Source organism: Sorangium sp. KYC3313, assembly GCF_052075895.1.
Taxonomy (GTDB): domain Bacteria; phylum Myxococcota_A; class Polyangia; order Polyangiales; family Polyangiaceae; genus Sorangium; species Sorangium cellulosum_B.
The window spans coordinates 10,786,553-10,813,112 of the sequence record NZ_CP197255.1; the positions used below are offsets into that span (position 1 = coordinate 10,786,553).

The 26,560-nt window shown below is 69.8% G+C and carries 26 protein-coding genes; 8 read left to right on the forward strand and 18 right to left on the reverse strand.

Annotation, left to right across the window (positions count from 1 at the left end; all coding sequences use genetic code 11):
- Positions 1-2: 2 nt before the first annotated feature.
- Together ACSRUE_RS40980 and ACSRUE_RS40985 are read right to left on the reverse strand one after the other, a co-directional pair.
- Entirely contained in the window at positions 3-566 is a 564-nt protein-coding gene (locus tag ACSRUE_RS40980) for a sigma-70 family RNA polymerase sigma factor (protein WP_441288296.1), read from the reverse strand.
- 305 nt (positions 567-871) lie between these two features.
- Positions 872-1,921, reverse strand: a complete 1,050-nt coding sequence (locus tag ACSRUE_RS40985) for an RNA polymerase sigma factor (RefSeq protein WP_441293184.1) — start codon at positions 1,919-1,921, stop codon at positions 872-874.
- 421 nt (positions 1,922-2,342) lie between these two features.
- On the opposite strand from ACSRUE_RS40985, the gene ACSRUE_RS40990 reads away from it, so the two are divergent.
- From ACSRUE_RS40990 to ACSRUE_RS41000, 3 genes are read left to right on the forward strand one after another with little or no spacing between them, the layout of a single operon-like run.
- Entirely contained in the window at positions 2,343-3,263 is a 921-nt protein-coding gene (locus tag ACSRUE_RS40990) for a hypothetical protein (protein ID WP_437769595.1), read from the forward strand.
- Between the two features lie 56 nt (positions 3,264-3,319).
- Positions 3,320-4,924 (forward strand): hypothetical protein, encoded by a 1,605-nt coding sequence (locus tag ACSRUE_RS40995; RefSeq protein ID WP_441288297.1) that lies wholly within the window; start codon positions 3,320-3,322, stop codon positions 4,922-4,924.
- A gap of 37 nt (positions 4,925-4,961) precedes the next feature.
- Positions 4,962-6,515 carry a hypothetical protein gene (locus ACSRUE_RS41000; RefSeq protein WP_441288298.1) on the forward strand — a complete coding sequence of 518 codons (1,554 nt, stop codon included), beginning with the start codon at positions 4,962-4,964 and terminating at the stop codon, positions 6,513-6,515.
- A gap of 175 nt (positions 6,516-6,690) precedes the next feature.
- Here ACSRUE_RS41000 and ACSRUE_RS41005 read toward each other — a convergent pair whose 3' ends face one another.
- The 5 genes from ACSRUE_RS41005 to ACSRUE_RS41025 all read right to left on the reverse strand — a co-directional run bounded on the left by ACSRUE_RS41005 (position 6,691) and on the right by ACSRUE_RS41025 (position 10,315).
- Positions 6,691-6,837: a hypothetical protein gene (locus tag ACSRUE_RS41005; RefSeq protein ID WP_272098690.1), complete on the reverse strand. Its 147-nt coding sequence runs from the start codon at positions 6,835-6,837 to the stop codon at positions 6,691-6,693.
- A 218-nt stretch (positions 6,838-7,055) separates the two neighbouring features.
- Positions 7,056-7,595: a hypothetical protein gene (locus ACSRUE_RS41010; RefSeq protein WP_437944041.1), complete on the reverse strand. Its 540-nt coding sequence runs from the start codon at positions 7,593-7,595 to the stop codon at positions 7,056-7,058.
- Positions 7,592-8,362, reverse strand: coding sequence for a hypothetical protein (locus ACSRUE_RS41015; RefSeq protein ID WP_437944040.1), 771 nt, complete (start codon positions 8,360-8,362; stop codon positions 7,592-7,594). The genes ACSRUE_RS41010 and ACSRUE_RS41015 overlap by 4 nt, the downstream gene beginning before the upstream one ends.
- A complete protein-coding gene (locus ACSRUE_RS41020) occupies positions 8,359-8,898 on the reverse strand; it encodes a hypothetical protein (protein ID WP_441288299.1) in 540 nt (179 codons plus the stop codon). The genes ACSRUE_RS41015 and ACSRUE_RS41020 overlap by 4 nt, the downstream gene beginning before the upstream one ends.
- A 673-nt stretch (positions 8,899-9,571) precedes the next feature.
- Positions 9,572-10,315, reverse strand: a complete 744-nt coding sequence (locus tag ACSRUE_RS41025; protein WP_441288300.1) for a hypothetical protein — start codon at positions 10,313-10,315, stop codon at positions 9,572-9,574.
- Between the two features lie 1,222 nt (positions 10,316-11,537).
- Here ACSRUE_RS41025 and ACSRUE_RS41030 point away from each other — a divergent pair.
- Positions 11,538-11,660, forward strand: a complete 123-nt coding sequence (locus ACSRUE_RS41030; RefSeq protein WP_441288301.1) for a hypothetical protein — start codon at positions 11,538-11,540, stop codon at positions 11,658-11,660.
- 118 nt (positions 11,661-11,778) lie between these two features.
- Here the strand turns inward: ACSRUE_RS41030 and ACSRUE_RS41035 are convergent, their stop codons facing one another.
- Positions 11,779-12,699, reverse strand: coding sequence for a hypothetical protein (locus ACSRUE_RS41035; RefSeq protein ID WP_437944037.1), 921 nt, complete (start codon positions 12,697-12,699; stop codon positions 11,779-11,781).
- Between the two features lie 399 nt (positions 12,700-13,098).
- Here ACSRUE_RS41035 and ACSRUE_RS41040 point away from each other — a divergent pair, with 399 nt between their 5' ends.
- The 3 genes from ACSRUE_RS41040 (at position 13,099) to ACSRUE_RS41050 (ending at position 15,740) form a co-directional block, all read left to right on the forward strand.
- Positions 13,099-13,515, forward strand: coding sequence for a Smr/MutS family protein (locus tag ACSRUE_RS41040; RefSeq protein WP_441288302.1), 417 nt, complete (start codon positions 13,099-13,101; stop codon positions 13,513-13,515).
- A 55-nt stretch (positions 13,516-13,570) separates the two neighbouring features.
- Entirely contained in the window at positions 13,571-14,971 is a 1,401-nt protein-coding gene (locus ACSRUE_RS41045; protein ID WP_441288303.1) for a sigma 54-interacting transcriptional regulator, read from the forward strand.
- Positions 14,972-15,101: 130 nt separating this feature from the next.
- Positions 15,102-15,740, forward strand: a complete 639-nt coding sequence (locus ACSRUE_RS41050; RefSeq protein WP_441288304.1) for a hypothetical protein — start codon at positions 15,102-15,104, stop codon at positions 15,738-15,740.
- A 73-nt stretch (positions 15,741-15,813) separates the two neighbouring features.
- Here ACSRUE_RS41050 and ACSRUE_RS41055 read toward each other — a convergent pair whose 3' ends face one another.
- Both ACSRUE_RS41055 and ACSRUE_RS41060 read right to left on the reverse strand, forming a co-directional pair.
- On the reverse strand, positions 15,814-17,247 hold the full coding sequence (locus ACSRUE_RS41055; protein WP_441288305.1) for an MATE family efflux transporter: 1,434 nt from the start codon (positions 17,245-17,247) through the stop codon (positions 15,814-15,816).
- A 342-nt stretch (positions 17,248-17,589) separates the two neighbouring features.
- A complete protein-coding gene (locus ACSRUE_RS41060) occupies positions 17,590-17,931 on the reverse strand; it encodes a hypothetical protein (protein ID WP_441288306.1) in 342 nt (113 codons plus the stop codon).
- Positions 17,932-17,938: 7 nt separating this feature from the next.
- Between ACSRUE_RS41060 and ACSRUE_RS41065 the strand changes: the two genes are divergently transcribed.
- Complete coding sequence (locus tag ACSRUE_RS41065) at positions 17,939-18,841, forward strand: glycoside hydrolase family 5 protein (RefSeq protein WP_437769605.1); 903 nt, start codon at positions 17,939-17,941, stop codon at positions 18,839-18,841.
- A gap of 59 nt (positions 18,842-18,900) precedes the next feature.
- Here the strand turns inward: ACSRUE_RS41065 and ACSRUE_RS41070 are convergent, their stop codons facing one another.
- From ACSRUE_RS41070 to ACSRUE_RS41105, 8 genes are all read right to left on the reverse strand, one after another.
- Positions 18,901-19,086, reverse strand: a complete 186-nt coding sequence (locus tag ACSRUE_RS41070) for a hypothetical protein (RefSeq protein ID WP_437769606.1) — start codon at positions 19,084-19,086, stop codon at positions 18,901-18,903.
- Between the two features lie 238 nt (positions 19,087-19,324).
- On the reverse strand, positions 19,325-20,998 hold the full coding sequence (locus ACSRUE_RS41075; RefSeq protein WP_441288307.1) for an AMP-binding protein: 1,674 nt from the start codon (positions 20,996-20,998) through the stop codon (positions 19,325-19,327).
- Positions 20,995-21,939 (reverse strand): SAM-dependent methyltransferase, encoded by a 945-nt coding sequence (locus ACSRUE_RS41080; RefSeq protein ID WP_437769608.1) that lies wholly within the window; start codon positions 21,937-21,939, stop codon positions 20,995-20,997. Before ACSRUE_RS41080 ends, ACSRUE_RS41075 begins: the two co-directional genes overlap by 4 nt.
- On the reverse strand, positions 21,936-22,262 hold the full coding sequence (locus tag ACSRUE_RS41085) for an acyl carrier protein (protein WP_437944031.1): 327 nt from the start codon (positions 22,260-22,262) through the stop codon (positions 21,936-21,938). Before ACSRUE_RS41085 ends, ACSRUE_RS41080 begins: the two co-directional genes overlap by 4 nt.
- 257 nt (positions 22,263-22,519) lie before the next feature.
- Positions 22,520-23,566 (reverse strand): hypothetical protein, encoded by a 1,047-nt coding sequence (locus ACSRUE_RS41090; protein WP_441288308.1) that lies wholly within the window; start codon positions 23,564-23,566, stop codon positions 22,520-22,522.
- A 47-nt stretch (positions 23,567-23,613) separates the two neighbouring features.
- A complete protein-coding gene (locus ACSRUE_RS41095; RefSeq protein ID WP_441288309.1) occupies positions 23,614-24,672 on the reverse strand; it encodes a polysaccharide deacetylase family protein in 1,059 nt (352 codons plus the stop codon).
- Positions 24,665-25,513, reverse strand: coding sequence for a methyltransferase domain-containing protein (locus ACSRUE_RS41100; RefSeq protein ID WP_441288310.1), 849 nt, complete (start codon positions 25,511-25,513; stop codon positions 24,665-24,667). The genes ACSRUE_RS41095 and ACSRUE_RS41100 overlap by 8 nt, the downstream gene beginning before the upstream one ends.
- Before the next feature lie 11 nt (positions 25,514-25,524).
- On the reverse strand, positions 25,525-26,289 hold the full coding sequence (locus ACSRUE_RS41105; protein WP_441288311.1) for a class I SAM-dependent methyltransferase: 765 nt from the start codon (positions 26,287-26,289) through the stop codon (positions 25,525-25,527).
- Positions 26,290-26,560 lie beyond the last annotated feature (271 nt).

A 26,560-nucleotide genomic window follows, 5' to 3' on the forward strand; every position in this document is an offset into this window, starting at 1 on the left:
GGTCATTGCGGCCCCATTCTTCGGGCGAAGTCCTCCATGGTTTCCCGAGATCCGATGACGTCGCGCAGCGCGTCGATCGCCTTGGTGCGCCGCTTGTAAATCGCCGAGAGAGGTAGCCCTGCGTCTTCGGCGATCTGGGCCATCGAGACTCCGTCCAGATCGTGTGCCACGAGGACGAATCGCAGCTTCGGATCGAGCTCGTTCACCGCGTCGAGGGTGCCCGTCCTGATGCTGTCGGATTCCATCGTAGCAGCGGCATCCGGCGCTGGATCGGCCACCTCGATCAAGTCGACGAGCTCCTCCCTGCGGTGCTGCAACCGCTCGTGGTAGTGCGCGGCGACGTGTACGGCGATCGCGTTCAACCAGCGTTCCGGCCTGCCGCGCTTCGGATCGAACCTGGGCCAGCTCTCCCAGGCGTTGAGCCAGACTTCGCCTGCGACGTCGGCACGGTGCGACAGCGGGACCCCCAGCCTCGCCAGCCAGCGCGGTACGGCACGAACCAGCGCCGGGCAAAACAAGCGCGCGTGCGCGGCGGCACGCTCGTCTTCATCCGACGGACGACCCATGGCTTCACCCTCCCTCGCGGAAAATCGCCCTTCATCCGATGATGCCGCGTGCCCGCACTCCTGCGGCACCGATCCGCGGCCTTCCCCGCAGGCGTCTGCGCCCCAAGGAAGACGCCAGCCGTCATCGCGAGCCCGAGCGGCGAAATGAGCCACATCGCGCCAAGTAAATCCTCCATCCCATCCATCGCGTTTCGTCTCCTGGACGTGAACGTCCTTGTCAGAATGCCAGACAGATCTCGGCCTTGCGCTGTCCGAAGACAGCACCGGCATCACCGCCTGCCAGCTGTCGGCGGGGTGCCGGGGACTCAGCGAATTTGCATGAGGAGCGCTTCACGCTCTGCGGCGAGCTGCCCTTGCGGGAACTCCCGCGCGTGCGTCTCAAGCGATCGGCGCGCCTCTGCATCCGCGAACGCGTTATGGTCCGCGATGGCCCTTCGGGCCTCATCGATGAGGCTCTGCTCGCGCTCGCCGACGGCTGGGACCTCGGCGCGAACCGGGAGCGAGGGCCGACCGAGGCGCGCGGCTGCCGGAGCAGGCAACCGCGCGCCTCGGTCCTGCGCCGCCTGCGCGATCTCCGGCGCGACCGTCGCGCGCACGGGGAGGTGCGCCGGCGGCGGCGCGATCTCCTCCACCGCCGGTGCGGGTGCAGGAGCGCGCACCACCGCCGCCCGCAACCACGAACCCGGGCTGAACGCGTCCGGCAACGTCGCGATGACCGCGCCGGTCAGCACGACGACCGCTCCCTGCACCAGGATCTTGATACCCAGGCGGCCTAGCTTGCTCAGCCACCCCTCCCGGCCACGCAGATCGAAGGCGAACGGGACGCACGCAGCGTCGTCCCATCCGCGCGAGCGTTGCCGCGCCTTCCGGCGTTCCACGGCCGCGGAGAGGTCCTCGAGCGCTCGGAGGTAGTGTGTGCTCACCGTCTTCGGGTTGAGCCCCAGCTCGGCGGCGATCTCGATGAGCGGCACCTCCTCGAGCGCGTGCTTGATCAAGACGTCGCGGTACTTGGGCTCGACCTGGTTGATCAGGTCACGGAGGAGCGCCTCCCGCTGCTGGCGGCGCAGCATCTCTTCCGGGGTCGGGCACTCCGCCTGAAGCTCGTGATCGTCGAACGACGTCAGGACCTCCCCCCGACGGCGTGCGTTCCGGAGGTGGTTCCGCGCCTGATTCAGGACGATGGTGGCGCCGTAGGCCGCCCGAGCCTCCCCGAGCTCGACCCGCTGATTCGCTTCCAGCTCCCGCAGCAAGGCGTCCTGCGCGAGGTCCTCTGCGTGTCGCGCGGGGACACCGAGGCGCCGCGCGAGGCGCCGGAAGAACTCGAAGCCGGTAGGGGTGCTGCCTGGCTCTCCCATCACCGGTAGAACACCTGAGTCCCCTCCAGGGCTTCAAAAAAGCGCAGGGCTGCCCCAATGTCGGTCGGACAATGTGCGACATGCGACCTTCGGGTCACCTGGCTGCATGATCAGTGATCAGGGGTCGCCGCATTCCCCGATCGGGCAGGAATTTCTCATCCGATCATTCAGGTCATGACACTTTCCTTGGTCGTTGACGCGTCACGGCTGGCGTCAGTACTGTCCACGCATGCGTTTATTGGCGCGGTCGCTGTGGAGTTGCCTGATGCTTGGCGTCGCGATCGGCACTGCGCATTCGGTCCGTGCGGAAGACCGGAATCCAGCCTCCGCACGAAGCGACGGTGCGATCGTAAAGGACCATCTTCGCCGCGCCCGGCGAGCTCGGGCATCTGGCCAGCGGGCCGAGGCACACGCCGCTTACATGGCGGCGTTCGAGGCGATCGACGCGACGTCTGTCACAGAGAGAGAGTCCGCCGAGATCGCCGGCGAGCTGGGCCTCTACGAGCTCGAGCTGCGCAAGCCCCGTGACGCGGCGGAGCACCTGGCCTGGAGCCTTGAGCGGCGGAAGGCGCTCTCTCCTGCGCAGCTAAGAAGATTCACGGACGGACTGGTCACGGCGATGTCCTTCGTCCACACGCTCCATCTGTCGGTGGACCCGCCGGATGCCGAGGTGCTCATCGACGGTACGCCCATCGGCGCGCCGAGACGGACCTACACGCTGTACTTCGAGCCTGGCAAGCACCTGGTGCGGGCCCGAGCGCGGGGCCGCGCGGAAGGATCGCAGGGGCTGGACGCGATGGCGAAAGCGGAGACGACCATGACCCTCAATCTGTCGAACGTGGCGGCGACCAGCGCCGAGGAGGGCGCGGTGGCGAGCCCGCCGAAGGAGGCAGCCAAGGGGTCAGCGGCGGTGGCGAGCGCCGCGCGAGCGCCGGGGCCGCCGGCTTCCTGGCCGGGAACGGTGCGGATCGGCGGCATCGCCGTGGCGACGGCGACGGCGGCGGCAGGCGCGATCTTTCTCCTGCGGGCCCATGTCGTGCACGGCGATCTTCGCGAGGGGGACGTCCGGCGCCGCGCGCAGGGCTGGACGTCGTCGACGTGCCGGGACGCGAACGCGCCCGCGGCCTGCGCGGACATCCATGGCCAGATCGAGGAGCGGAATCTGTTCGCCACCCTCGGCAAGGGTTCGCTGGCGACGAGCGCCCTGTTCGGGGTGGCGACGGCCGCCTCGTTCTTCACCGAGGCCGCGCTCTTCGGGACCGCGCCGGCCGCCGGGGGCCTCCGCGCCGCGCCGGTGGCGACCGCCGAGCAAGCGGGGCTGATCGTTTCGGGCGCATGGTGAGGCGGAGGGAGGGAGAGCGGCTCATGGGTCGTGGTCTTGAGGATCGAGCTCGCGGGATGGCTCGTTGCCTCGCGCTCCTTGCGCTGGGCTCGACGGGCGCCGCCGGCGTCTCCGGCTGCTATTCCGACAGCTGTGCAGAGGGCTACCTGTGCGAGAGTCCTCCTGCCCAGCCGGGGCCCTGCGACGGCGGCCCGGCGAGGGCGCCGGCCCTGGATGAATGCGGGGTGTTCGTCAACGAGCAAGGCGACGACAACAGCCCCGGTACCCAGGGAGCGCCGGTGAAGACGCTCCAGCACGCGATCGGACTCGCCGCGCACGGGCGAGGCCACGGCGAGGAGCCGACCCGGCGCGTGTACGCGTGCGGCGGGGAGTTCGCGGAGACGATCACGCTGCCCTCGGGGGTCGACCTCTGGGGCGGGCGCCTGTGTGACGGCGGGGATTGGTCGTATGACGGGTCGTTCGGCGGGCCTGATCACCCGACGATCATCGCTCCGCCGGGGGGGATCCCGCTGCGGGTCCTCCGGGAGGAGGGGAAGGCGGTCGCGGGGGACGACACGACGTCGGTGATCGCCGGCGTGCGCGTCGTGGCGGCGGACGCCTCGGCGCCGGATGGCAAGTCGTCGATCGCGGTGATCTTGAGCACGGGGGCCACGGCGATCGTGCAGGACAGCGTGATCGTCGCGGGCAACGGCAAGGACGGGGAGCCGGGAGAGGACGCAGACACCGAGCGGGCGCCGGACGGCGTCGTAGGGAACAACGGCACGAACGCATGTACTGTAGACGCTGCGGTGGGCGCCCTTCCGGTGGTCACCGTGTGCGGCGACGGCATCGAGTCGACGGGCGGCTACGGCGGTGACGGCGGACTCGACGTGGGCGGCGATGGCGCACCGGGACAGCCGGCGCTCGCGGAGATTTCGGAGCGCGATGGCCGCGGAGGGCTCGGCGCAGATCTCACGAGATGCGAGGACGGGAACGATGGCGCAGACGGCGCCGACGCCGGTCGCGCCGATGGCGCCTTCGGCCCAGGCATTCTCAGCGACGATGGATGGATCGGTGTCCGTGGTGAGGACGGGACGAAGGGCGGCGTTGGCTACGGCGGCGGCGGTGGTGGCGGCAGCAAATCGCGCGGCCCCATGTTTGCGTGTCCGACAAGCCGCCCCCAAAGTGGCGCGGCCGGCGGCTCGGGAGGAAGCGGCGGCTGTGGCGGCGAGGGCGGCAAAGGCGGCGCCTATGGCGGCGCGAGCATCGGTATCGTCGCGCTGGAAGGCACGGATCTGACCGTCGCCAACACCGACGTATTCACGGGCAAAGGCGGCAACGGCGGGGTGGGCGGAACGGGCCAACCGGGCGGCGCAGGTTATCTTGGCGCTGCAGGTGGCACAACTCTTGTGAACGGTATGTGGAGTGCATGCAAGGGCGGCAAAGGGGGCAACGGCGGTCGCGGAGGTGATGCCGGCGGCGGGCTCGGCGGCGCATCCGTCGGCATCGCCTACGTGGTGCCCAACTTCGCCATTCGACCCGGCACCACGGTGAGTGTCGGAGGCGCCGGTGACGGCGGTTTCGCGGGGAACGCCGGCACGGAGGACGAGGTGGGCAAAGGGGAAAGCGGCCCACGAGGTCAAATGGTCGCCTTCCCCGCGGCAGGCGAGCCGATCCATTGAATCGCGCCGCGCGACACGCGGCCATCGAGGGATGCCCATGAACCTGAATTCCGCGATCCTCCTCGTCGTTGCGCTGCCGCTCGCCTCGGCCGGCTGCGGGACCGCACCGGGGGTGGACGACCCGAACGGTGCGCCGCCGTGCGACGGACCCTCGACGTGTGGAGGCGATCCGGTCCCCGAGTCCGTCTGCCTGGAGCAGCTTGCGAAGGGTCAGCTGGTCGACGGCTGCGGCGTGTTCGTCAACCATCCGTTTTTCGGCGGTGACGACGCGAACCCCGGCACGAAGGACAGGCCGGTTCGTTCCCTCCAGCGCGGCATCGAGCTTGCGCGCACCGAACGCGGTCGCGTGTTCGCCGCGAGCGATAGCTTCGAGGAGTCCATCACGCTCCCCTCCGGGGTGGATATCTACGGAGGCTTCAATGTCGTCGATTGGGAACCCCTGAAGGACACGCCACTCCCGTCGCAGGGCATGAGCCATATCCTTCCCTCGGTCGGGCAGATCGCGCTGATCGTCGAGCCGGCCCGCGCCGGCGACACGGGGGCAGCGGACGGGGTCTCGATCATCGATCACATGTTCATCCGCAGCCAAATACATATCGGGATGATCGTTCGGTCGGGCGCCGCGGTGGAGATCGTCGGAAGCTGGATCGACGCCGACTACGGATTGGGGGGCCACGATGGGGACAAGTGGCCGGGCCGGGCAGCGGACGGACCGGACGGGCAGTATGGGGGAGACGCGTGCTCCGCAGCGACGGTCCCGGGTGGGGCTCGGGCGGTGAACTCCTGCGAGGGAGGGATCCCGAGCGCCGGTGGCAAGGGGGGCGACGGGCTCGCCGACGGCGCCGGAGATGGGGAGGACGGCGAGCCCGTACCCGAGCCGAACCCACGGCACCAGGGAAGTGGAGGACGTGGCAGCCGGGCAGACGGTGGTTGTTACAGCGGCGCCACCGGAAGAAGCGGCATGTGGGGCGCCGTCGGCGCACCGGGCAAGGGCCGCGGGCGGCTCGATGAGACCGGATGGCACGGCGATTGGGCCGGCGACGGCGCCCGGGGGATGCCGGGCCAAGGCGGCGGCGGGGGCGGCGGGCGTCGCGGTGGGCTCGCGGTGTGCGGCGTGGCCACCCAGGGCGGCGCCGGCGGCGGCTCCGGAGGCGCGGGCGGTTGCGGGGGGCGGGGCGGCCGAGCAGGCGGGAACGCCCAACCGAGCATCGGGATCCTGGCGCTCCACGCGAAGGTGACGGTGCGCGATAGCTTCATCATCAGCGACGACGGGGGCCAAGGCGGCGACGGCGGGGAGCCGGAGGAGGGCGGCAAGGCCGGCCGAGGCGCTCCAGGAGGCGCCTTGGGGGACGGCATGTGGTCCTGCCAGGGGGGCAGCGGCGGCCCCGGAGGCGACGGCGGCTACGGCGGCCCCGGGCGCGGTGGGGACTCGATCGGCATCGCCTACCTCGACGAGGGCCAGCTCACGCTGGAGGACGTCACCTTCGAGATCGGGCTGCCGGGCCCGGGCGGCACGAGCTGGGATTGGTCCGGCGACGTGCTCACCGGGGAGGACGGCATCGCCGTCGAGACGCAGCGCTTCCCTGAATAGGATCACGACACCTCAGGCGAACTCTGTAAACGGTGTGACCGGCGTACGCCTCGGGCGATCCGCCATAGCGTGATCGCGGGAACCATCGCCGCGCTCCAGCCGATTGCGGCGACGGCACTGCCGACCGGAAGGACGAGGGAGCGGGCCCCCTCCGGGGTGCGGGCGGTCTACCGCTTCAGCGACGGCGCCTGAAGCCGAGGACGAGCGCGGCGCCCATGCCGACGAGCACGAGCAGGGCCACGGCGACCCACACCCAATCCCGGGGATCCGAGCTGAAGGAGACAGCCACCACGCCGCACCCGGGAGAACACGCTCGTTTCATCAGGCACCCATCCTTTTCATCAACCACCGCCGCCGGTCCGCCGGAAGGTGCGGACCACGCCGCGGTATTCCTTGACGCCGCGGCCCCGCTATCTGCTCCGGCGCCATGTGCGACGCCAGCGTCATCGCGCGCCCGCGGGCGTCGACCTCGACGCGCGCAGCCGCTCCGCAAACCGTGGCGCTGAACCCGGCCACGGGACGGCTGTCGCCAGGGAATGGCTACGGATCCACCCAAGTCCAGACGCGCGAGAAGAGGCACACGTAGAACGTCGCCTCGCCCATCATCAACCCGTCCATGTCCACATCCGGCACCACCTCGTTCCCGAGCTCCGGCGGGATCGGTCGGTAGCCGGGGTACGTGGCCTCGATCTCCCGGGCGACCTCGTGCGCCACCGGCTCCTCCTCGCGGATGCCGGGGAGGTGGATCCCGTAGTATGGGCCGAGCAGGGACACGTGGAAGCTGAGCGCCGATTCTTCAGTGAGCCAGATGCGGGCCGAGTACGCCGGGTCGCTCCCCCCTGCCACAAGGCTGAGCGACTCGTTCTGAAGGCCGTATCGATCCCCTAGGCGGTGGATCATCGCTTCCCACGCTGGGTACTCCGCTCGCCCACGGTTTGCGGCTTCCACCAGGCGGCGGTGCTCCTCCGTGTCCTCCCAGACGGGCTCGCCCGGAGGCACATAGATGCGCTGGATTTTATGCACGCCCCGCGGGTAGAAGCGGTAGACCACGTCGAGCAGCTCGGAGCGAGTCGTCTTCATGGATTCGTCACCTTGGCGCCGAGCCCCTTGTACTTGGACTTAAACGCAGCGTCCGCCTGGATAGCAAACCTCTTGCAAAAGATCCCCGGCGGCAGGTCATAGTCCATGACGTTGGCGACATCCTCCATGATCTCTTCACTGAGGCTGGCCGCACGACCCGGATCGATTAGCCCCATCTTCTCAGTCCGGATCGGCATGTTGATGGTGAAATCACAGTTCCAGCTTCTGACCGGATGCGGGACAGTGAGTCTCCTAAAATTCAGGGTTGGCTTGGCCTCTTGCCAACCTCCGCCCTTGCCCCGACCGTCGTCCGCAACAATGGTGACAAAATTGAAATCCGACGGATCGAAACCTCCGAATACCCATGGGGCCATTCCAGGTGGACACTTCGATCTACATTCATCGCTACAGCTCAAGAAGGTCGCTCCGTCTCCGGCGATGTCGCCGATTTCGGGGCACGGGCCTGGCGGGCTCGTCGGGCTAGCTGTCGGCCTCTCCGAGCTGTCGCTCGGGCTTTCCTCTTCTTCGTCTTCGCTGTCCGTTTTGTTGCACTGGATCTTGCGCTCGCCGCCCCCCTGCGGGTCGGCCCCGAAGTCCCCCGACGCGACGGAGGAGAAGACAGGAACGGGCGGCCCGACGGGTCCGCCTGCACCTGCGCCCCCCTCCCACTCCTCGAGGGGATAGCAGTCTCCTACCGTCAAGTTGCAGGCCGGCAGCGTGCAGATGGCGACAGCCAGGATCGGAAACAGAATTCCTTTTGCGTTCATTTTATATTCCATCGAAGCACGGGACCGGCGACGACAAGCACCGACACGTAACCTGGAAGCACGAGGCTGCTCCCGCCGACCCAATCCACGTTGGCGGTCACCGACACGCCCAGCGCTCCGGCGACGTACACGTTGGTTTGCGCATGCGCGCCTGCCGCCAGCCCGGCGACCTGCCCACATAGCGCGCTCCCGCAGGCTGGCATGAAGTACATCGCGACCGATGGACCGGCACTGAAATCGCCACTCTTCCAACCAACTCCGAGGGCGACGGCGGTGCTGTTGTACACGCCGGCTCCACCGATCTGGATTGGGGGCACGACGCTGAGCAGATCGTGAACCTTGAGCGTGATATCGCTCTTGATGCGCCACGAGATTCCAGCATGCGGGCCCACCGCGAGACGCGTCGCGGTACCAGCCCGGATCCCCCCGAGGCTCATCCCGGCGCTCAGCTCGGATGCGTCTGCCTGCGTCGGGACGATACTGAGAACGAGAGCGATCCCTGTCGCCGGGCAGATCTGCCGGCCTGTCGTCCTCATCCTCTCTCTCCCTGTCTTCCGAAACATCCGAGCAACGTGGCGACGCGGGCCATTCTTCTGATCACAGGGTCGACGTCAAACGGAATCGAGACGAGAACACGACACGGACCAGGGCTCGTACCGTCCAGAGCGTGCGCCAGTGCGTAGCTGCCTGCACGGCTCGCGTGTTCGTCAACCTGCCGGCACCGGAAGCCCGTCCACGTCGCGTCAGAGCGCACGGACGGCCTTGCGCCCCGGGGTTGCACGACGTCGCGACGCCGCCCGCGCGCCACGGCCACGACCCACCGCGACAGCCCGGGCAGGCCGCCGCCGCGGTTGGCGGTGCGATGCGGCGGCCGCGGCGAGATGTGGCCCAGCCTGAATCAGGCACCCGACGGGGCGCACGGCAAGTACGGCGGGGACGCGTGCTCGGCAGCCACCGTCGCCGGCGGCCCCGCGGTGGTGAACCCGTGCTAGCGCGGCGGGCGTCGCGGGGGGCTCGCGGTGTGCGGCGTGGAGCCGGAGGAGGGCGGCAAGGCCGGCCGAGGAGCTCCAGGAGCACGACTCCAGGCCGCGGCGAGCTCGAGCACGGCCCGAACAGGTTGGAGCCCCACGCGGCCTGCCTGCCTCGACCAGAAAAGTGGGCTCGCCATGGGTCTGGGCCGACGTACGCCTCAGCGCGCCACGCCACGCCCTACGTGGCGCGCTTTTCAAGTAGCTTCATGCGCCTGTGATCTGTGTCGTCGTCCACCACGACCCAAGGATCCAGCGGATCGTACGCCGTGACACCCCACACCGGCACCGGCGGTCCTTGAGCGATTTCAGCAAGACCGTGTCGCTTTATTTCATCGCCGGCAGCCGTCAACCTGTAGCGAGCCTCCAGCATGGGTCGTCTGTCCGTCCTATAGGGCACACTCTCCAGCGCCGCCTCGGCCCCACGGTGATCTGCCCACTGGCGCAGCCGCATGGCGATAAAGACGTCGCCGATGCGTTCCCCCCAACCACTGCGCAGCTCTTCGCCAGCCGATGAGCGGTGCATGAATACGTCAGCGGGCGTCAACCAGTCTTTTCCTAGACACGCGAACAAGAGCTGGTCAACCCAAGACAGGGTGAGCGCGTTGCCGTCCACCCGAGGAAAGAATGCAGCTTGGTGGGTGCCCAGCTCTACGAGTTCCTTCCGTGCTCGATCTGCGCGCCCACCCTCGGTGGACAGGATCGGAGACCGACCGGATAGCTTTCGCCAAGAGCGCGCCATGTGCTGGACGCGCGTCCGAGATTGAGCGCGCGCGTCGTCCTGACCGCGGCGTGCGTCGGCCGGCTTCACGCGGACGAATCCACGGCTAAACCCATCCTCCGGCGCATCTCCCAGGACGACCATGTCGAGATCAGGGTGCTCGGGCCGATAGCGGAGCCTCCACGCGCAGAGCGCCCACAGCATCAGCCTATCCCTCCACAACCCGGACGTCCACACGACGATTCTATGCCGCGATCTCAACGCATCGATAACATCGTGAAACCGCGAACGAAATTGTGCCCTTTCCCGCCCTTGGAGGCTCCAATAATCGCACCGCTGCTCACAATGGTCTTCGGGATCGGACGCGCACGGCCCCTCCAGCACGTTATCGCGCATGAACCGCACAGGAAGGCGAGACCCGCGTCGGACCGCGCTCCGAATGTCCTCATTTGTAGTGACGTGAATAGCCATTGGAACCTCAGAACAAACACTTTTTGCACTCCGGCGATGTAGGATCCCCAGACTTGCACCGTCCATAGCAGGTTCGACACATCGTCTGGCCTGCGTCTCCAGAATTTGGCCTTGCACAAGACCGCCATGGAGCGCGGTCCATGCAATCCTGATACTTCTCGTCACAGCTCTTATTGCTTGTCAGCTCGCAACCTTCTCGACAGCTCTTATATCTAGCGTATGCGCCATCCCGACACGCTGTCCGCTGCGCTTCGTCCTCGATCTTTCCACACTGTACCGGCATCGAGTAGAGCGACAGGGATGGACCAAGGCTGACGTTGCCCGTCTTCGTGACGTATCCAACGGTAACCGCCGTTCGATCGTAGACCCCTACGCGTGCCCCCGGAATGATGCTGAGCATGTTGTGGACTTCGATCCGGAAGTCCCTCTCTTTTCGCCAGAGCCAGCCGGCGAAGGGGCTCACGGCCAGCTTGGGTTCAGTCCCGACCTGGATCCCGCCCACGCTCACGCCACTGCTGAACTCGAGTGCCTGCGCCGACGCCGGAACAAGGACGAGCGCACATGCGCAAAGCAGGCAGACGTTGCCTTGTGAGCGCATCGACATGGTGGTGACGGTCCCCCGACCGAACCCCGACACGCGCAGTGTGGGGACGCGAACAGTTTTTCCGGGTGTGATTCGGGCGTCAATGAAAACTTGAGAATTTTAGCTAGTCGATGGAAGGGCGGTTCGACCGTCCCAGGCGCATCTTGTGCGCACGCGGCTGTGCGGCTGGAGTGTTAGTCAACCAACTGGCCGACGAACGGCCAGTCACCAGCGCCCGGCGTCGCCTTCGACCTGCGTGGCCCGCCGCACGCCCGGCCAGGGCACCGACGGCCCCGAGCTCGCCGGCGCCGGCGGCCGCTCCGCGATCGACCAAGGGGCCGCGGCGCCAAGCGCTCGAGGAGCTCGCCGGCAATGTGGCCGAGCTCGACCATCGACCTGGACGACCCGGCAGACGCGACGCTCTTCATTGAGGGCGTTCGCGCCGCCGACATCGCGATCGCGGCGCAGGCGCGCTGGGAGCGCGCACAGCGCTGACAAGACCTCTGCTGAGAGACACGGCATACGCCACGTCGGAGGCGTCGGCCGGCCGAGCCAGCGAGCGACGTCGCGGCCCCTGCTGCTCCGCGCTCGCCGCTCCGGCCCGTTCACCCCCTCACTCGCTCACCATCTCCGCCGCGGCCCCGGCGCCGTCGGCCTGCGGCGCCGGCGCGCCGGCCGTCGCCGGAGCGCCCAGCGCGACCGCCGAGCGGAGCGCGGGCAGGAGCTCGTCCGCCTTGCGCTTGCCGAGCGCGACGGCCGCGAGCACCTGCAGCCGGTCGTAGCGGTCGGCGACGAGCGACGCGAGCTGGTCGCGCAGGATCGACTCGGAGGTGCGCTTCGCCACCGTCGCGGCGGCGTTGCCGGGGCGCACCTGCTGCACGAGCGCGCCACCCAGCGTGGCGAGCAGATCGAGCTTGTCGGCGGGGAACGGGTGCTTGCCGGCGAGCGCCTCGGAGAACTCGGCGAAGAGCCCTGGAAGGGCGACGAAATCGCGCGCCTTGTCGAGCTTGCCGGAGCCCGCGCGCACCGCCGCGACGCGCTCCCGCGGCAGGAAGCCGAGCAGAGGATGCGACGCGACCTCGAGGAAGGTCAGCATCAGCTCGCGCCACGGGGCCCCCTCCGCGAGCATCTTCTCGATATCCCCCGCGCTGAGCTTCGCGACAGGCACGCGCGCCGCGGCGAAATCCAACGCCATGACCAGCGACGGCAGCTCGAAGACCTCTTTGAGCCTCGGCTCGCGGAGCGCGCTCACCGCCGCGGGCAGGTGCGGCTCCACGGCGTCGAGCGCAGCCTTGACGTTCGCGCGCATGAGGAGCGGCTGGCCCGTGAAGATGGGTAGGTCCGCCGCGGGCACCTGCTCCGCGAGCGCCCGGAAGTGCGCGAAGGCGCGCGCGGGCGCCTCGTCGGCGAAGGCGTCCGCCCGCGCAGCCGCGATGAGCGCCGCCGGATCGGCGCCGCTGGACTTGCCATCGCGCGAGCGCCGCGCCCCCTTCTTTTCGGCCTTGTCCGACTTCTTTCCCTTGTTGCCGCCCATGGGTCTCCCTTCCCTCACGTCACATCGATACGACGCGTTCCGCGGACCCTGCCATGAAAGCAGCGGCTGGTTCAATTCGCTCGGCCGGCCGGCCAGCCGTCGGCCGGCGGATCAGCACCGGCGAGATCGTGCCGCCAGGGCCGCGGCGGCGATGCGGGCGGGTCGCTCACGTCATCGGACCGAGGTGGGAGGTCAACCCGTTACAGGTCTTACAACCCCCTGGTCCGCTCAACGGGGGCCTCGTTGCGGGGCTTACAAAACAGCCTCTGTCATGGCGGGTGCCCCGTCGATGGGCGGGGAGATCCGCATCCCATCCGGCGGTGGGACCGCTCGGCCCGAGCAGGTCGCCCTCGATGTCGAGCGGTGGCGGGCGCCTCCGGCTCGGCTACACCGCGCGGGATGCTCCGCCGGCTCCGCGCATGGCTCGACCGCGCGCTCTCGCCCCGCGCGCCCGCGCCCCCCGGTCTCGCCGGGCTCGACGCGCCCGGGGCAGGGCCGCCCGAGGAGGCGCCCGAGCCGCCCGGCGACGACGACGTCGTGGTCATGCCGATCGAGGACGCGATCGACCTGCACACGTTCGCGCCGCGCGACGTCGCCTCCGTGGTCGAGGAGTACCTCCACGAGGCGCAGCTGCGCGGGTTCCGCGAGGTGCGCGTCATCCACGGCCGCGGCAAGGGCGTGCAGCGCCGCGTCGTCCGGGCCGTCCTCTCGCGCCACCCGGCCGTCGACGGCTTCCGCGACGCCCCGGCCTCCCGCGGCGGGTGGGGGGCCACCGTCGTGTGGCTCAAGCCGGCGGGCGGCGGCCTCTCGCCCTGAGCCGCCGGCAGGGCCGCCTCTGGACGAGCACAGGCTCGCGCGTAAGATGGCGCGCATGCCGCGCCCCCCCGCCACGCCCGACGACCCCGGCCCGCCGAGCCTCGCGGCCTCCACGGAGCCCCGCATGGCGAAGGGCGAGGTGCTCGCGGTGCCCCGGCTCGAGCTGTGCGTCGAGCGCGAGGCGGGCAAGCCCGCGAGCCGGGTCATGGTGCTCGACGGCGACTTCATCCGCATCGGCTCCCACCAGAGCAACGACCTGGTGCTCGCCGACCGCGCCGTGTCCCGCTTCCACTGCATCCTCGAGCGCGTGAAGTCCACGTTCCGGCTGACGGACGTCGGCTCGCTCAACGGGACGACCATCGCCGGCGTCCGCGTGCGGGACGCCGACGCCATCCTGCCGGAGTGCCGCATCGAGCTCGGCGAGTCGGTCGTGCGCATCCGCGACGCCGACGCCGTCGCCGAGACCGAGCTCGCGCGCGCGGTCAGCTTCGGGGCGCTCCAGGGCGTGTCGGTCCCCATGCGGCGCCTCTTCCCCGTCCTCGATCGCGTGGCGAAGAGCGCGCCCGACGTGCTGATCGAGGGCGAGAACGGCACGGGCAAGGAGGTCATCGCCACCGAGCTCGTCCAGCGCGGCGCCCGCGCCGACAAGCCGCTCGTCATCGTCGACTGCGGCGCCATCTCGCCGAGCCTCATCGAGAGCGAGCTGTTCGGCCACGTGCGCGGCTCGTTCACGGGCGCCACGCGCGACCGCGCCGGCGCGTTCGAGGAGGCCGACGGCGGCACCGTCTTCCTCGACGAGATCGGCGAGCTGCCGCTGGAGATGCAGCCGAAGCTCCTCCGCGCCCTCGCCTCGCGCGAGGTGCGCAGGCTCGGCGAGAGCCGGGTGCGCAAGGTCGATATCCGGGTGATCGCCGCCACGAACCGGCGCCTGGAGCGCGAGGTGAACAGCGGCAGGTTCCGCGAGGACCTCTACTACCGCCTCTCGGTGCTCACCGTGCGCGTCCCGCCGCTCCGGGAGCGCAAGGAGGACATCGGCCTCCTCGTCCACTGCTTCCTGAACGAGCTCGGCGCCGTCGACAAGGTGCACCTCTTCCCCCCCGAGGTCGTCGAGGACATGAAGCGTTACGACTGGCCCGGCAACGTGCGAGAGCTGAGGAACTACGTCGAGCGCCGCGTCGTGCTCGGCGAGGGCGCCGCCATGGGGGCGGCGCCGCCCGAGCGCAGCGCAGCGCCGCCGGGCGCCGCGCCCGAGGAGCCCGCCGCGAACCTCGAGATGCCCTTCAAGGAGGCGAAGGACGCGATCATCGACCAGTTCGAGCGGCGCTACCTCGCCGCCCTGCTGGCGTGGTCGAACGGCAACGTGAGCCGCGCCGCGCGCAAAGCAGGGCTCGACCGGATGTACCTCCACCGCCTCCTCCAGCGCCACGGGCTGCGCCGCGCCGCCGCCCTCGACTGAGCCGCGCGCGAACGGGCAACCGCCCGCGCCGGGCCGCATCGGTGCAAGAGACCACCATCCCCTGCGATAGAAAAGGGCGCAGCGGTGCTGCACATGTCACAGTCGCGTCGCAATGGCGCGATCCGTCCGTGTGCGCAACCTCGCAAAATCTCTGAATATTTCAGAAACCGATCTGCTCCTCTGGCTCGCGGAGCATGCGCCAGCGACGGAGCTCCGCCACCCCGCGGACTTCCTCCCGGCGGAGCTCGCGGGCCAGGCGCAGCAGGCGCTCGGTCGCCCCCCGCCGCCGGCGCCGGCGGAGGAGCGGGTCGAGCGCCGCTGCGCCGAGTGCGCGAAGCTGCCGCCGAAGGCCGGGCTCCGCGTGGTCGAGGTCGGCGCCGACGCCATTTGCGACCTCTGCGGCAGCTCCGCGAACAAGCGGGCAGCGCTCGCGATGATCGGCGCGTTCCACGCGCGCGGGCTGCGGAGGCTGCTCGTGGTCGGCGGCGGGCCAGGCACGTCCGAGGACCTGCGGCAGCTGCTCGCGGGCGAGGTCGAGATCCGCATCGTGGACGGAGAGGGTCACCGCAATGCGACGAAGGCCGACGCCGATCTCCGCTGGGCCGACGTGGTCGCGGTCTGGAGCTCGACGATCCTCTCGCACAAGGTGTCGAAGCTCTACACCGATCAGCGCGCCAGCTTCCGCGACAAGCTCGTCACCGTCCCGCGGCGCGGCGTGGCCGCGCTGTGCATGGCCGTCACCGAGAAGGTGAGCGCGCCCGCGGGATGAGACGACCGGCGCCCCGCCCGCCCTCCGCGGGGCGGCGCTTCACCCTTGCTCGAGGCGGTCGATCAGCGAGCGCTCACGCGGGGCGGCTGCTCAGCCGCACCCGGCGGAAGGTGCGCCGCGCGTGGGGCACCCAGCCGTGGAAGTGCCAGCGCGCGGCCATGACCAGCCCGCGGACCCACTCGTCGGCGGCGTAGGCGACCCAGATGCCGACGAGCCCCCAGCCGAAGTGGACGCCGAGCAGCCAGGACAGCCCGACGGCCACGGCGAACATCGAGAAGACGCCGAACCCGACCGGGAAGCGGGCGTCGCCGGTGGCGCGGAGCCCGTTGATGACGACCAGGTTGAGCGTGCGGCCCGGCTCGACCAGAAGGGTCAGCCACAGCAGCCGGGAGCCGGTGGCGATCACCTCGGGATCGCGCGAGAAGAGGCCGAGCAGGCGGGGGCCGAGCAGCGCGGTGGCGATCACCAGGCTCACGCACACGCAGAGCCCGATCGCCAGGCCGCCGCGCACCAGGCGATCGGCGCCCTGCAGATCGCCGGCGCCGATGTGGTGCCCGACCACGATCTCGGTCCCGAAGCCGATCGCCATGCCGAACAGGAGCAGGAAGTGCATGATCTGCATCGTGTACGTATGGGTGGTGAGCGCCGTCTGCCCCATGTTGGCGACCATCGCGAGGATGATCATGAAGCTGATGCGATAGACCACGTTCTCGCCCGCCCCCGGCAGGCCGATGTGCAGCATCTCGCGGAGGCGATCGGGGCGAATGCGCCAGAAATCCTCGAAGGTCGGGCGGATGCCGAGGCGCGAGATCCAGAGCTGCCGGTGCATCCAGAACGAGAGCGCGCGCCCGACCACCGCGGCGAGCGCGAGCCCCATCATGCCGAGCGCCGGCGCCCCGCCGACACCGAACATGAGCGGCAGGCTGAGCGCGAGCTGCACGGCGTACATGACGATGATGACGCGCAGCGTGTCGCGGGTGTAGGTGTGCGCGCGCAGCACAGCGCCCATCGAGAAATTCACCGCGTCGAACGCCAGCATCACGCCGACCGCGATCAGGTAAGGCTCCGCGATCGGGAACAGGGAAGGCGGCAGGCGCATCAGCTCGAGCAGCGGCCTCGCGCCGACCGCGATGACGGCGAAGCTGAAGAGGCCGAGCCACAGATTGGCCGCGAGCGACGCCCGCGCGACCTGCTCCGCCCCGGCGCGGTCCCGCGCGCCGAGAACCTGGGTGACCACCACGCTCGCGCCGACGCTGACGAAGCGAAAGGTGATCATGAAGGTCAACATGATCTGGTTGGACAGCCCGTACGCGGCGGCGGCCTCGTCCGAGAGGCGGCTGACCAGCCATACGCCGAACATGCCGACGAGCATGTGCAGCAGGTTCTCGCTGAAGATGGGCCAGGTGATCTCCAGCAAACGAGGGCGAGGGAGAGCGGGGGCAGGGTTGACCGATTGCAAAGCGCCGCATCCTACTCTGCCGAAGGGCATCTCGCCATGAAGGAGCACGGCCGCGCGGGCAGGGTTGTCCCTTCCCGTATCCCCGCGTATCGATGCCTCTTGGAGAAGCGCAGTGCGGCAGGTTCGTGTACACGGACATCCACGTGGCGGCGAGCGACGTCGCCGGGGCGCTCGCTCGCGATTTCCTGAGCGATAGTGACGCCCTGCGCATGGATGGGCGGTTGCCCAGGGGGGGCACCCGACCCCCGAGGGGAACAACGTGGCCTGGAGACCACCGGCCGCACGTGGGACCTGCGCGCACCGACACTGTATTTTTCCATACACACAGCGTGAATTTTATCCCTTGATCAGAGGCGCGCAGAGGGCTTGCCACGGCGCTGAACTGCCCTTTTAATGCCGCGCCATCCGGATACTTCTCTTGGAGGACATGATGAAAAGCGTTTTACTTCGCGGTGTGCTTGGCAGGTCGAGGTGGTCATTCGGCCTTGCAGTGGTTGCGTTGCAAGCCACCGTGCTGATCGGCTGCGGTGACGCGGGGACGGAGGACGGCGCGGGCGGCGCGGGCGGCGGGGCGACCTCCGCGAGCGCGACGACCTCGAGCGCCGGGGCGACCTCCGCGAGCGCGACGACCTCGAGCGCCGGGGCGACCTCCGCGAGCGCGACGACCTCGAGCGCCTCGACGACCTCCGCGAGCGCGACGACATCGGCCTCGTCCACGACGAGCGCGAGCACCGGGGGGGTGCCCACGGACGGCACGCCGGTCGAGCGCCATGGCCGGCTCCGGGTCATGAACGGCAACATCGTCGGCGAGCACGGGTCCCCGGTCCAGCTCAAAGGCATGAGCCTGTTCTGGAGCCAGTGGAGCAACTACTACAACGGCAATGTCGTCAACTCGCTCGCGGACAACTGGGAGTCGACCGTCGTCCGCGCCGCCATGGGCATCGAGGGCGAAGACGGGTACCTCCAGGACGCGGGCGCCCAGAAGGCCAAGGCGAAGACCATCGCCGACGCGGCGATCGCGAAGGGCATCTACGTCATCCTCGACTGGCACGATCACAACGCGCATCAGCACATGGACCAGGCGAGGAGCTACTTCCGCGAGGTGGCGCAGGCCTACAAGAACACGCCCAACGTCATCTTCGAGGTCTTCAACGAGCCCCTCAACACGAACACCTGGCCCGCGGTGAAGTCCTACGCCGAGGCGGTGATCTCCGAGATCCGCGGCCAGGGCGCGAACAACCTGATCATCGTCGGCTCGCCGAACTGGTCGCAGGACGTCGACATCGCCGCGGACAATCCCCTCAGCGATCAGAACGTGGCGTACACCCTCCACTTCTACGCCAACACGCACAAGGCGTCGCTGCGCGAGAAGGCCCAGAAGGCCATCAACAAGAAGCTGGCGCTCTTCGTGACCGAGTGGGGGACCTGCTCCGCCGACGGCAACGGCCAGCTCAACCTCGGCGAGTCGCAGACCTGGCTCGACTTCCTGGACTCGCACAACATCAGCTGGGCCAACTGGTCGCTGGGCGACAAGGCCGAGGCGTGCTCCGCGCTCAGGCCCAACGCAAACCAGATGGGCAACTGGAACGACAACGACCTCACCGAGTCGGGCAAGTGGGTGAAGGGGAAGATCGCAGAGTGATCCCCGTGCGGGTCACCGGCCGCTCGCGCCGGTGACCCGACCCCGACCGAGGGCGCCGCTCACCCGCGCGCTCGTTTGCTCTCCACGGACAGGGGCCGCCCGGCACAGAAGGGGCATTGATCGTCCGAGCACCAGTCGTCGTCCTCGAGGCCGAGCGCCCGGAGCTGCTCCAGCTCCCACGCGCGCGCCTCGGGCGAAAGCGGGGCGGGACAGGTGGACTTGAGGTCTCGCAGGCTGCTCAACATGGACGGTCCCGTTCGGTTGTGCTCCGGAGAGCGATTCCGGGATCTATCGCGCACAGCCCTGCAGCGCCCGCGAAATCGGCCGAGCCGCGCCGCGTCTGTCCATGGTCGAGACGAACGGAAAAGACCTCCGGAGGACGGTGCCCTGGCCAACGGCAGCTCCGTCAGTTCACCCGAAACCACGTCTCTGCGCTGTCGCAGCGTCCAACCGTAGCTCCGTGGAGGGAGCTCGTCGCGCGCTTCAGCGAAGCACCCCCGCGCGCAGCCGCTCGGCGACCTCCCGGCGTCGCAGCTTGCCGCTCGTCGTCTTGGGCAGCTCGCCCGGCGGGACCAGGACGACCTGGTCGACCGTGACGCCGTTCGCCCGCAGCGCCGCGCGCACGCGCTCCGCGAGGCCGGCGTGCTCGGACGCCTCGGCGCGCGTCTCGGCCACCACATAGACCGACTCGGTCTGGCGCTCCTCGACGAACAGCCCGACCGCGACCACGCACCCGGCCCGGATCCCGTCGACCCGGGCGGCGATCTCCTCGATCACGGCGGGGATCATCGTGTGACCGCCCTTGATGATCACCTCCTTCTTCCGGCCGGTGACGAACAGCGTCCCGCGATCGATGAACCCGAGATCGCCCGTGCGCAGCCACCCGCCCACGAGCGCCTCGGCGGTCGCCTCGGGCTCGTTGAAATAGCCCTCCATCACCGTCTCCGAGCGCACCTCGATCTCCCCCACCGCGCGCTCCGGGACGGGGCTGCGCTGGGCGTCCACGATCCGGATCTCCGTGCGCGGGATCGGCCTGCCGACGCCGGTGAGCTCCAGCGAGAGGGGGCCGGGCGCGGCCTCCTCGACGCGGCCCTCGCGCTCCAGGAGGCCGCGATCCACCGTGAGGGCGCGCGGCTCGGCGTAGAGGTCGGGGAAGGTCACGGCGACCGTCGCCTCGGCCAGGCCGTAGACGGGGAAGAACGCCTCGACGCGGAAGCCGCAGGGCGCGAACGCCTCGGCGAAGCGGCGGAGCAAGGCGGGGGAGATCGGCTCGGCGCCGATCATCGCGCACCGCCACGCGCCGAGGTCGAGGCCCGCCTCGGCGGCGCGGCGGGCGAGGCCGATGCAGATGGCATAGGCGCTCGGCGGCCCGAGCGAGATGACGCCCCGGATGCTCGACATCTCCGCGAGCCACGAGAACGGCCGCGTCCGGAACTCGAGCGGCGAGAGCATGTGAACGGGGAAGTCGTTGAAGAGCGGGAAGAGCAGCCCGCCGACGAGGCCCATGTCGTGGTGGAGCGGCAGCCACGAGACGCCCCCCGCGCCCTCGCCGCGCACCGGGAGCCGCTGGCTCATCGCGTCGAGGTGCAGCATCAGCCGCTCGTGCGGGATCACCACGCCGCGCGGGTGCCCGGTGCTGCCGCTCGTGAGCTGGATGAGCGCGGGCCCGGGCGCGCGCTCCGGATCGGGCAGCGAGCCCGCGAGGGGCGCGTCGAGCAGCGGCTCGGCGGCGAGCTGGACGAGGCCGTCCGCCCCCCCTTCGCCCTGCGCGAAGCCGAGCAGCGCGGACGAGACCACGAGCGCGCGCGCGCCGACGCGGGCGGCCGTCCTCCGGAGCTCGCCGAGGAACGCCGGCACGTCCGTGAGCCGATAGGGCACCCCGACCTGGATCGGCACCGCGCCGAGCACCCAGACGCCGAAGAGGCACGGCACCGCCACCTCCACGTCCGTCACGAGCAGGAGCACGCGATCGCCCGGGCGCACCCCCGCCGCGAGCAGGCCCGACGCCGCCGCGCACGCGCGGCGCCAGTACTCCGCCCACGACCAGCCGACGAACTCGCCTTGCTGCTTGTGATAGAACCCGAATCGATCCGGCGTCGCCTCGGCGCGCGCCCTGAGCAGGCCCGCGACCGTGCGCGCAGAGGGCCCGCGGCTCACGGCGCGCGCCCCGGCTCGGGCGAGGGCGCGACGCCGAGGCGCTCGCGGCCGCCGCCCTTCGTCGCCACGATCATGTACTCGAGCGCGGTGCGGCGCGCGAAGGAGAGCCGGCCCACGGTCATGTACGTCTGGAGCAGCCGCGAGAAGCCGGGCGCGCGGGCGTCGATCCGGGCGCGGTTCGCGCGCACGTTGTCGATCCACCGGGCGACCGTGTGCACGTACGAGCTCGTGAGATCCTCGACGCGCCGGACATCGAGGCCGGCCTGCTCGATCATCCCGAGCTCCTCGGCCAGCGAGATCAGGCGGCAATAGCCGAGCGCCTCGACGAAGATGTACTGGGTCGCGGAGCTCTCCCGGTCCCCGCGGGCGCGCGCCGGGAAATAGCAGTCGGAGATGAGCAGCCTGCCGCCCGGGCGCAGCGCGGCGGCGATCTTCTGGTGGATCCGCTCGCGGTTGTGCATGTGCACGATGCTGCCCACGAAGAGCACGGCGTCGAGCGACTCGGGCGCGAGGTCGATGTCCTCGATATGAGCGAGGTCGATGCGGACGCGCGAGGCGACGCCCGCCCTGTCGGCACGGCGGAGCGCCTCCTGCCGCTGCTTGTCGCTCAGCGTGACGCCCTGGAAGCTCCCGCCGGTGCGCTCGGCGAGATAGAGGAGGTTCGAGCCCCAGCCGCACCCGACGTCGAGGACGCGCTCTCCGGGGTGGATGTCGAGCTCGCGGCGGACCCAGTCGTACTTGCGCTCTTGCGCCGCCTCCAGGCTCTCGGCAGGATCGAGGAAGATGCCTGTCGCGTAGGCCAGGCGGCTGTCGAGGACCATGGAGAATATCTCCGGGTCGTTCTGGTAATGAGCGGCGACCTCCCGCCGCTCGTGCTCCCGCTGCTCCTCGGGCGTCCGGACGGCGGCCTCGCGCTCGGCGCGCGTGCGCGGGGCGGTCAAGGCGCCCCTCCCCGGCCGCCCCGCGCCGCGAGCTGCGCCTCGACAAAGGCGATGACGTCGCCGACCGTGCTGATCTGCGCCTGATCGGGCGCCGCGAAGTCGGGCGCCACGATCTGGAATCGCTCCTCGAGCGCGACGTTGACCTCGATGAGCGCCAGTGAATCCACGCCGAGGCCGCCCTCGAGCGACAGGTCGGGAGTCACCGCATCGACGCTCATCCCACATCGCTCTGCAATGATGGTACGGACCTCTCTGGCGATCTCCGGATCTCCGCCGCCCGCCGCCTGCGGCTGCTTCCGAAGCGCCGCCTCGCTCTTGTTCATCGCGCTCTCCAGTCCAGGGTTCGGCGCGCGACCATCAGCACGCCAGCGCGATAGATGCTCATGCCAGCGCCGGTCACGGCCGTAGCGCGACGTACCATGATCGCCAGTCGTCGTCCATGGCCGGACGAGCCCGCTCGGCCGCGAGGTCAGCGCGTCGCGGGCGCGCTCGCGCGCTGCGCGCCGGAGCCCACGCGCGACAGGCGCGCGAGGCCCGGCCGCGGCGCCTCGCCGCGGCCCGGCGCGCCGGGGCGAGCGGCTCAGTCGTCGAAATCGCCGTCGAACCCGCCGCCGTCATCGAACCCGCCGCCGTCATCGACCCCGCCGCCGTCATCACCCCACGGATCGCCGTCATCCGCCCCGTCCCCCTCGCCGCCCGCCGAGAGGTCGTCGCCGCCGCCGCGATCCGCGCCGTTCAAGAGGTCAGGATTCTCGGCGGCCTCCTGCGCTGTGCCGAGCATCGTGCCCGCCGGGTTCACGAAGAGGACGTGTGGAGGCGTGAGCATGTGCATGAACGAGGTGATGAGCATCACGTCCAGCACCATCCCCAGCGGGCTGGGTGGGTAATAGACGACGAACGGGTCATAGCCCGGGTGCGTGGGGCCCACGGGAGGCCGCTCGGCGCCCGCGCCGTCACCCGCGCCGTCACCCGCGCCGTCACCCGCCGGAGCGTGCACGAGGCGCGCGTCGGCGTGGTGATGCTCCACGCGCGCCTCCGGCATCGTGGCCTTGAGGGCGCCCTCGACCCGCCCGACGAAGGACTCGAACTGCAGCCGCGCCGCCTCGAACAGCGCCGGATCCTTCGCCAGGGGCTCGACGCGGCGGCGGTAGTCCTCGGCGGACTCGCCGGCTCGCGGCTCGAGATCCCGCAGGCGCCCGCCGATGGAGACGAGCCCCGCCGGCTCGTCGTCGGCGTGCTCGGTGCGCGCCCGCGTCTCGATGACCAGGTGCAGCCCCGCCTCCTCGTGCTCGGCGGCGAACCTGAGCTCGCTGAACCCGCGCCCGAACACGGCGGAATGCTCGGACAGCGCGAGCACGAGGTCGGGAAGGTCGTCCGGCTTCCCGTCGGTGTCCTGGAAGATGACCGTGTCGTCGATCACGAGCGAGAGGGCGTTCGTGACCCCGAGCTGGACGAGCGCCCCCCGCACCTGATCGACCACGGCGGTGGCCTCGAGCTCGACGCGCACGCGATCGGTGTCGAGATCCACCGTGGCGCCGAAGCTGCGCTTCAGCTTCTCCCAGACGGTGGGGTTGCGCTGGATGATGCTGCCCTTGAGCGAAACGTGGATCTGTCCGATGAGCCGCATACGCGCTACTTAGCACCGCGGCGGCGCGCCATCGTCGACGATGCTCGCTAGCCGAACGTGAAGCGCTGCGCCACGCGCTTGTACGCCTGCTCGACGACGCGGCGGGCGTGGTGGATCGCGCTGGAGTGGGGGAACTGCAGCGAGGGCGGCGCGCCCTCGTCGACGACGCCGTGCGCGGAAGACGCCGCGTCCGAGAGCCGGCGCGCGAGGGCGCCCACGGTGTCGACCTCGAAGTCCTTCGAGTTCTCGTCGAGGAAGCGGCAGAGCCCGCGGAGCCGCTCGACGTTGAGCCGGTTCGGGAAGCCGCGGCGCGCCTCCGCCGAGTCGAGGAAATAGAACTCGAACGAGTGGGTCACCAGCGTGACCTCCTTCACCCCGAGGGCGCGGTAGCGGAGGAGACAGTGCTTGATCTCGTCGAGCGTCACCGCCGTGATCTGAAGGTGCCTGAAGCGCTTCGTGGGCTCGATGAAGTTCGTGACCGGCAGCTCGTACACCCCCGGCTCGGGCGTCTCGAAGAGGCCGAGCCGCGCGCCCGGATACTGCATCTTGCAGTTCTTGCTGAAGTAGCAGGGGTTGTAGTTGCTGCTCAGCACGAGCCCCGCCCGCTTCATCGCCCGCCAGGTGTCGTTGCTCGCGCCGAAATTGCCGGCGCGGTAGCCGAGCAGCTCGCTCGCCGGGACGCCCGCGCGCACGAGCAGGTCGCGCCCCTCGAGGAGGAGCCGCGTCTGCTCCTCGACCGGGTAGTCGGCGATGTCGTCGGAGACGCGGGGCTCGCCCCGGGTGTGCCAGTCCGCGCGCCGCTGCACGGGGTGCACGTGCAGCTGCACGTCGTGGCCGCGGCTGTGGAGCGCCTGGCACACGCTCGTCAGCCCATCCATGCCGAAGCTGTACGAGCCGATGGCCTCGACGAAGAACGTCCCGCGCTGGCCGTACGCCTCGAGCTCGCGCATGATGAGCTCGATGCCGAGGGGCTCGCGCTGGTTGACGAAGCGGCCCCAGATCCGGAGATCGTAGCCCATCGCGGGAGACTTGGTATCGCCCAGGATGCGCTCCTCGGCGCACTCGACGTCCACGGTGATGTATACCCGCGTCCTCCCGTCAGCCATCGCCAGCTCCTCCCTCTCCGCGCTTCTGAAGAACCATCGTGATCGTCGGGGACACGAAGCCCACGTGCATCCCGAGCGGGCCGAGCAGCCGGTTCGCCGCCGAGAAGGCCATGAGCCGCGGCCCGGACAGCCCCATCTTGGCCTTCAGGTCGACGATCAGCCGGCCCCGATCCTGCTGCGAGATGTCGACATAGTCGCCGAACCCGCGCCGGAGCTCCCAGGGGAATACGCTGTAGATCGACCTGCCCGGAAACAGCGGGCGCAGCAGCCGAGGCACGTAGTTCATCAGGATACGGCGGCTGTGGCACTCGACCGGCCAGAGGCGGTTGCTCGTGCCCAGGATGACGATGAACCCCCACGGCGCGAGCACCCGATCGATCTCGCGCTGGACGGCCGGCAGGCGCTCGGGCGGGACGTACTCGAGCACGCTGTTGCAGGAGACGAGCTCGAACTCCCGGTCTCCGAACGGCATCGCGGTCGTGTCGGGGACGTGATGAACGCGGATCCGGTCCGACAGCCCGTGGCGCTCGGCGTTCAGCTGCGCCAGCTCGACGTACATGGGGTCGACGTCGAGCGCGGTCACCTCGGCGCCCAGGGTCGCGAGCACGACCGACGTCCCGCCGAAGTGGCAGCCGAACTCGAGCACCTTCTTGCCGCGGACCGACGTGAAGAGGTCGTCGTAGGCGTGGCGGCTGCGCCGCCACTCCAGCGCGGCATACCCCCCGACCCACGGGTCGTCGGGATCCCAGCCGTGGCGCCGCGCGCTCTCGCGGAAGCGGCGATCGGCGTCTGCGTCGCGGACAGCCGGCGGGGTGGCGGCGCTCTGGCTCGGCTCGCTCATCGGGGAAAGGCTCAAGCGTCCGCTGTCCCGGCGGGCAGCAGGGGCGCCCGGTAGATGGCGAACAGGAAGGGCGAGAACCAGGGGTTCGTCTCGCCGGGGACCACCCGGCGCGCGATCGCCTTGAGGGGCGGGACGACCTTCCAGACGACACGCCGCGCCAGGAGCGGCGCCTCGTCGTCCAGCCAGAAATCGAAATGGCCGCCCGTGTAGCGGGCCTGGACGATCTCGGCGCCGTTGCGGCGGGCAGCGGCCTCCAGGAACGGCAGGTTCATGATGCGGGTGTTGTGGCCTTTCAGGTTCTTGCGATCGAGCAGCCAGTGGAGCGCCTTCTGCCCGCCGGCGAAGTTCGGCATGCCCACGACCACGGTGCCACCCGGCTTCACCAGCTCGAAGTGCCGATCCATCACCGCCCCGGCGTCATCGAAGTGCTCGATGAACCCGAAGGAAGCGACGATATCGAACTTCTGCTGGGGCCTCCAGCTGAAGAAGTCCCCCTTCTCGATCTTGCCGACCTTGATGCCGCGCTTCCGGATCTCCTGCTCGACGACCTCCGGGTCGCAGGCGTAATCCAGGCCGTACGCCGTGAACCCCAGGCGCCCGCAGAAGTCGACGAGGATGCGGCCTGGTGCGCAGCCGATCTCGAAGAACGACAACCCCTCCCCGCGCGGCAGGAAGGGCGCGACGTCGTCGTAGATCTCGCAGCCGCCCCCCAGATCGTCGGTGCCGACGTAGCCCTTCCAGTGGTTCTCCCAGTACTCCTGTGACGTGAGCTTCAACGTCGCCTCCTCGATGCCATCGCGAAAAGGGCGGCTCCATGAGGAGCCTCCCGGAGAACCGCAGTCGACCACGCGCGGCGCGGACGATCGAATGCTGCCCGAGACTCGTTTAGTTTGACGAATCCTAGAGGACGGGGAGGCTCACATGCAAGCCGGCCCTCCGCCTTCTTCCCGCGCCTCCGTTCCTCAACGCAAGCGCATCCTCCTCCTCATCCTCAACGCTGGCGCGGCGCGCGGCGCGCGGCGCGCCCGGGCCCCTCCCCGGAGCGCC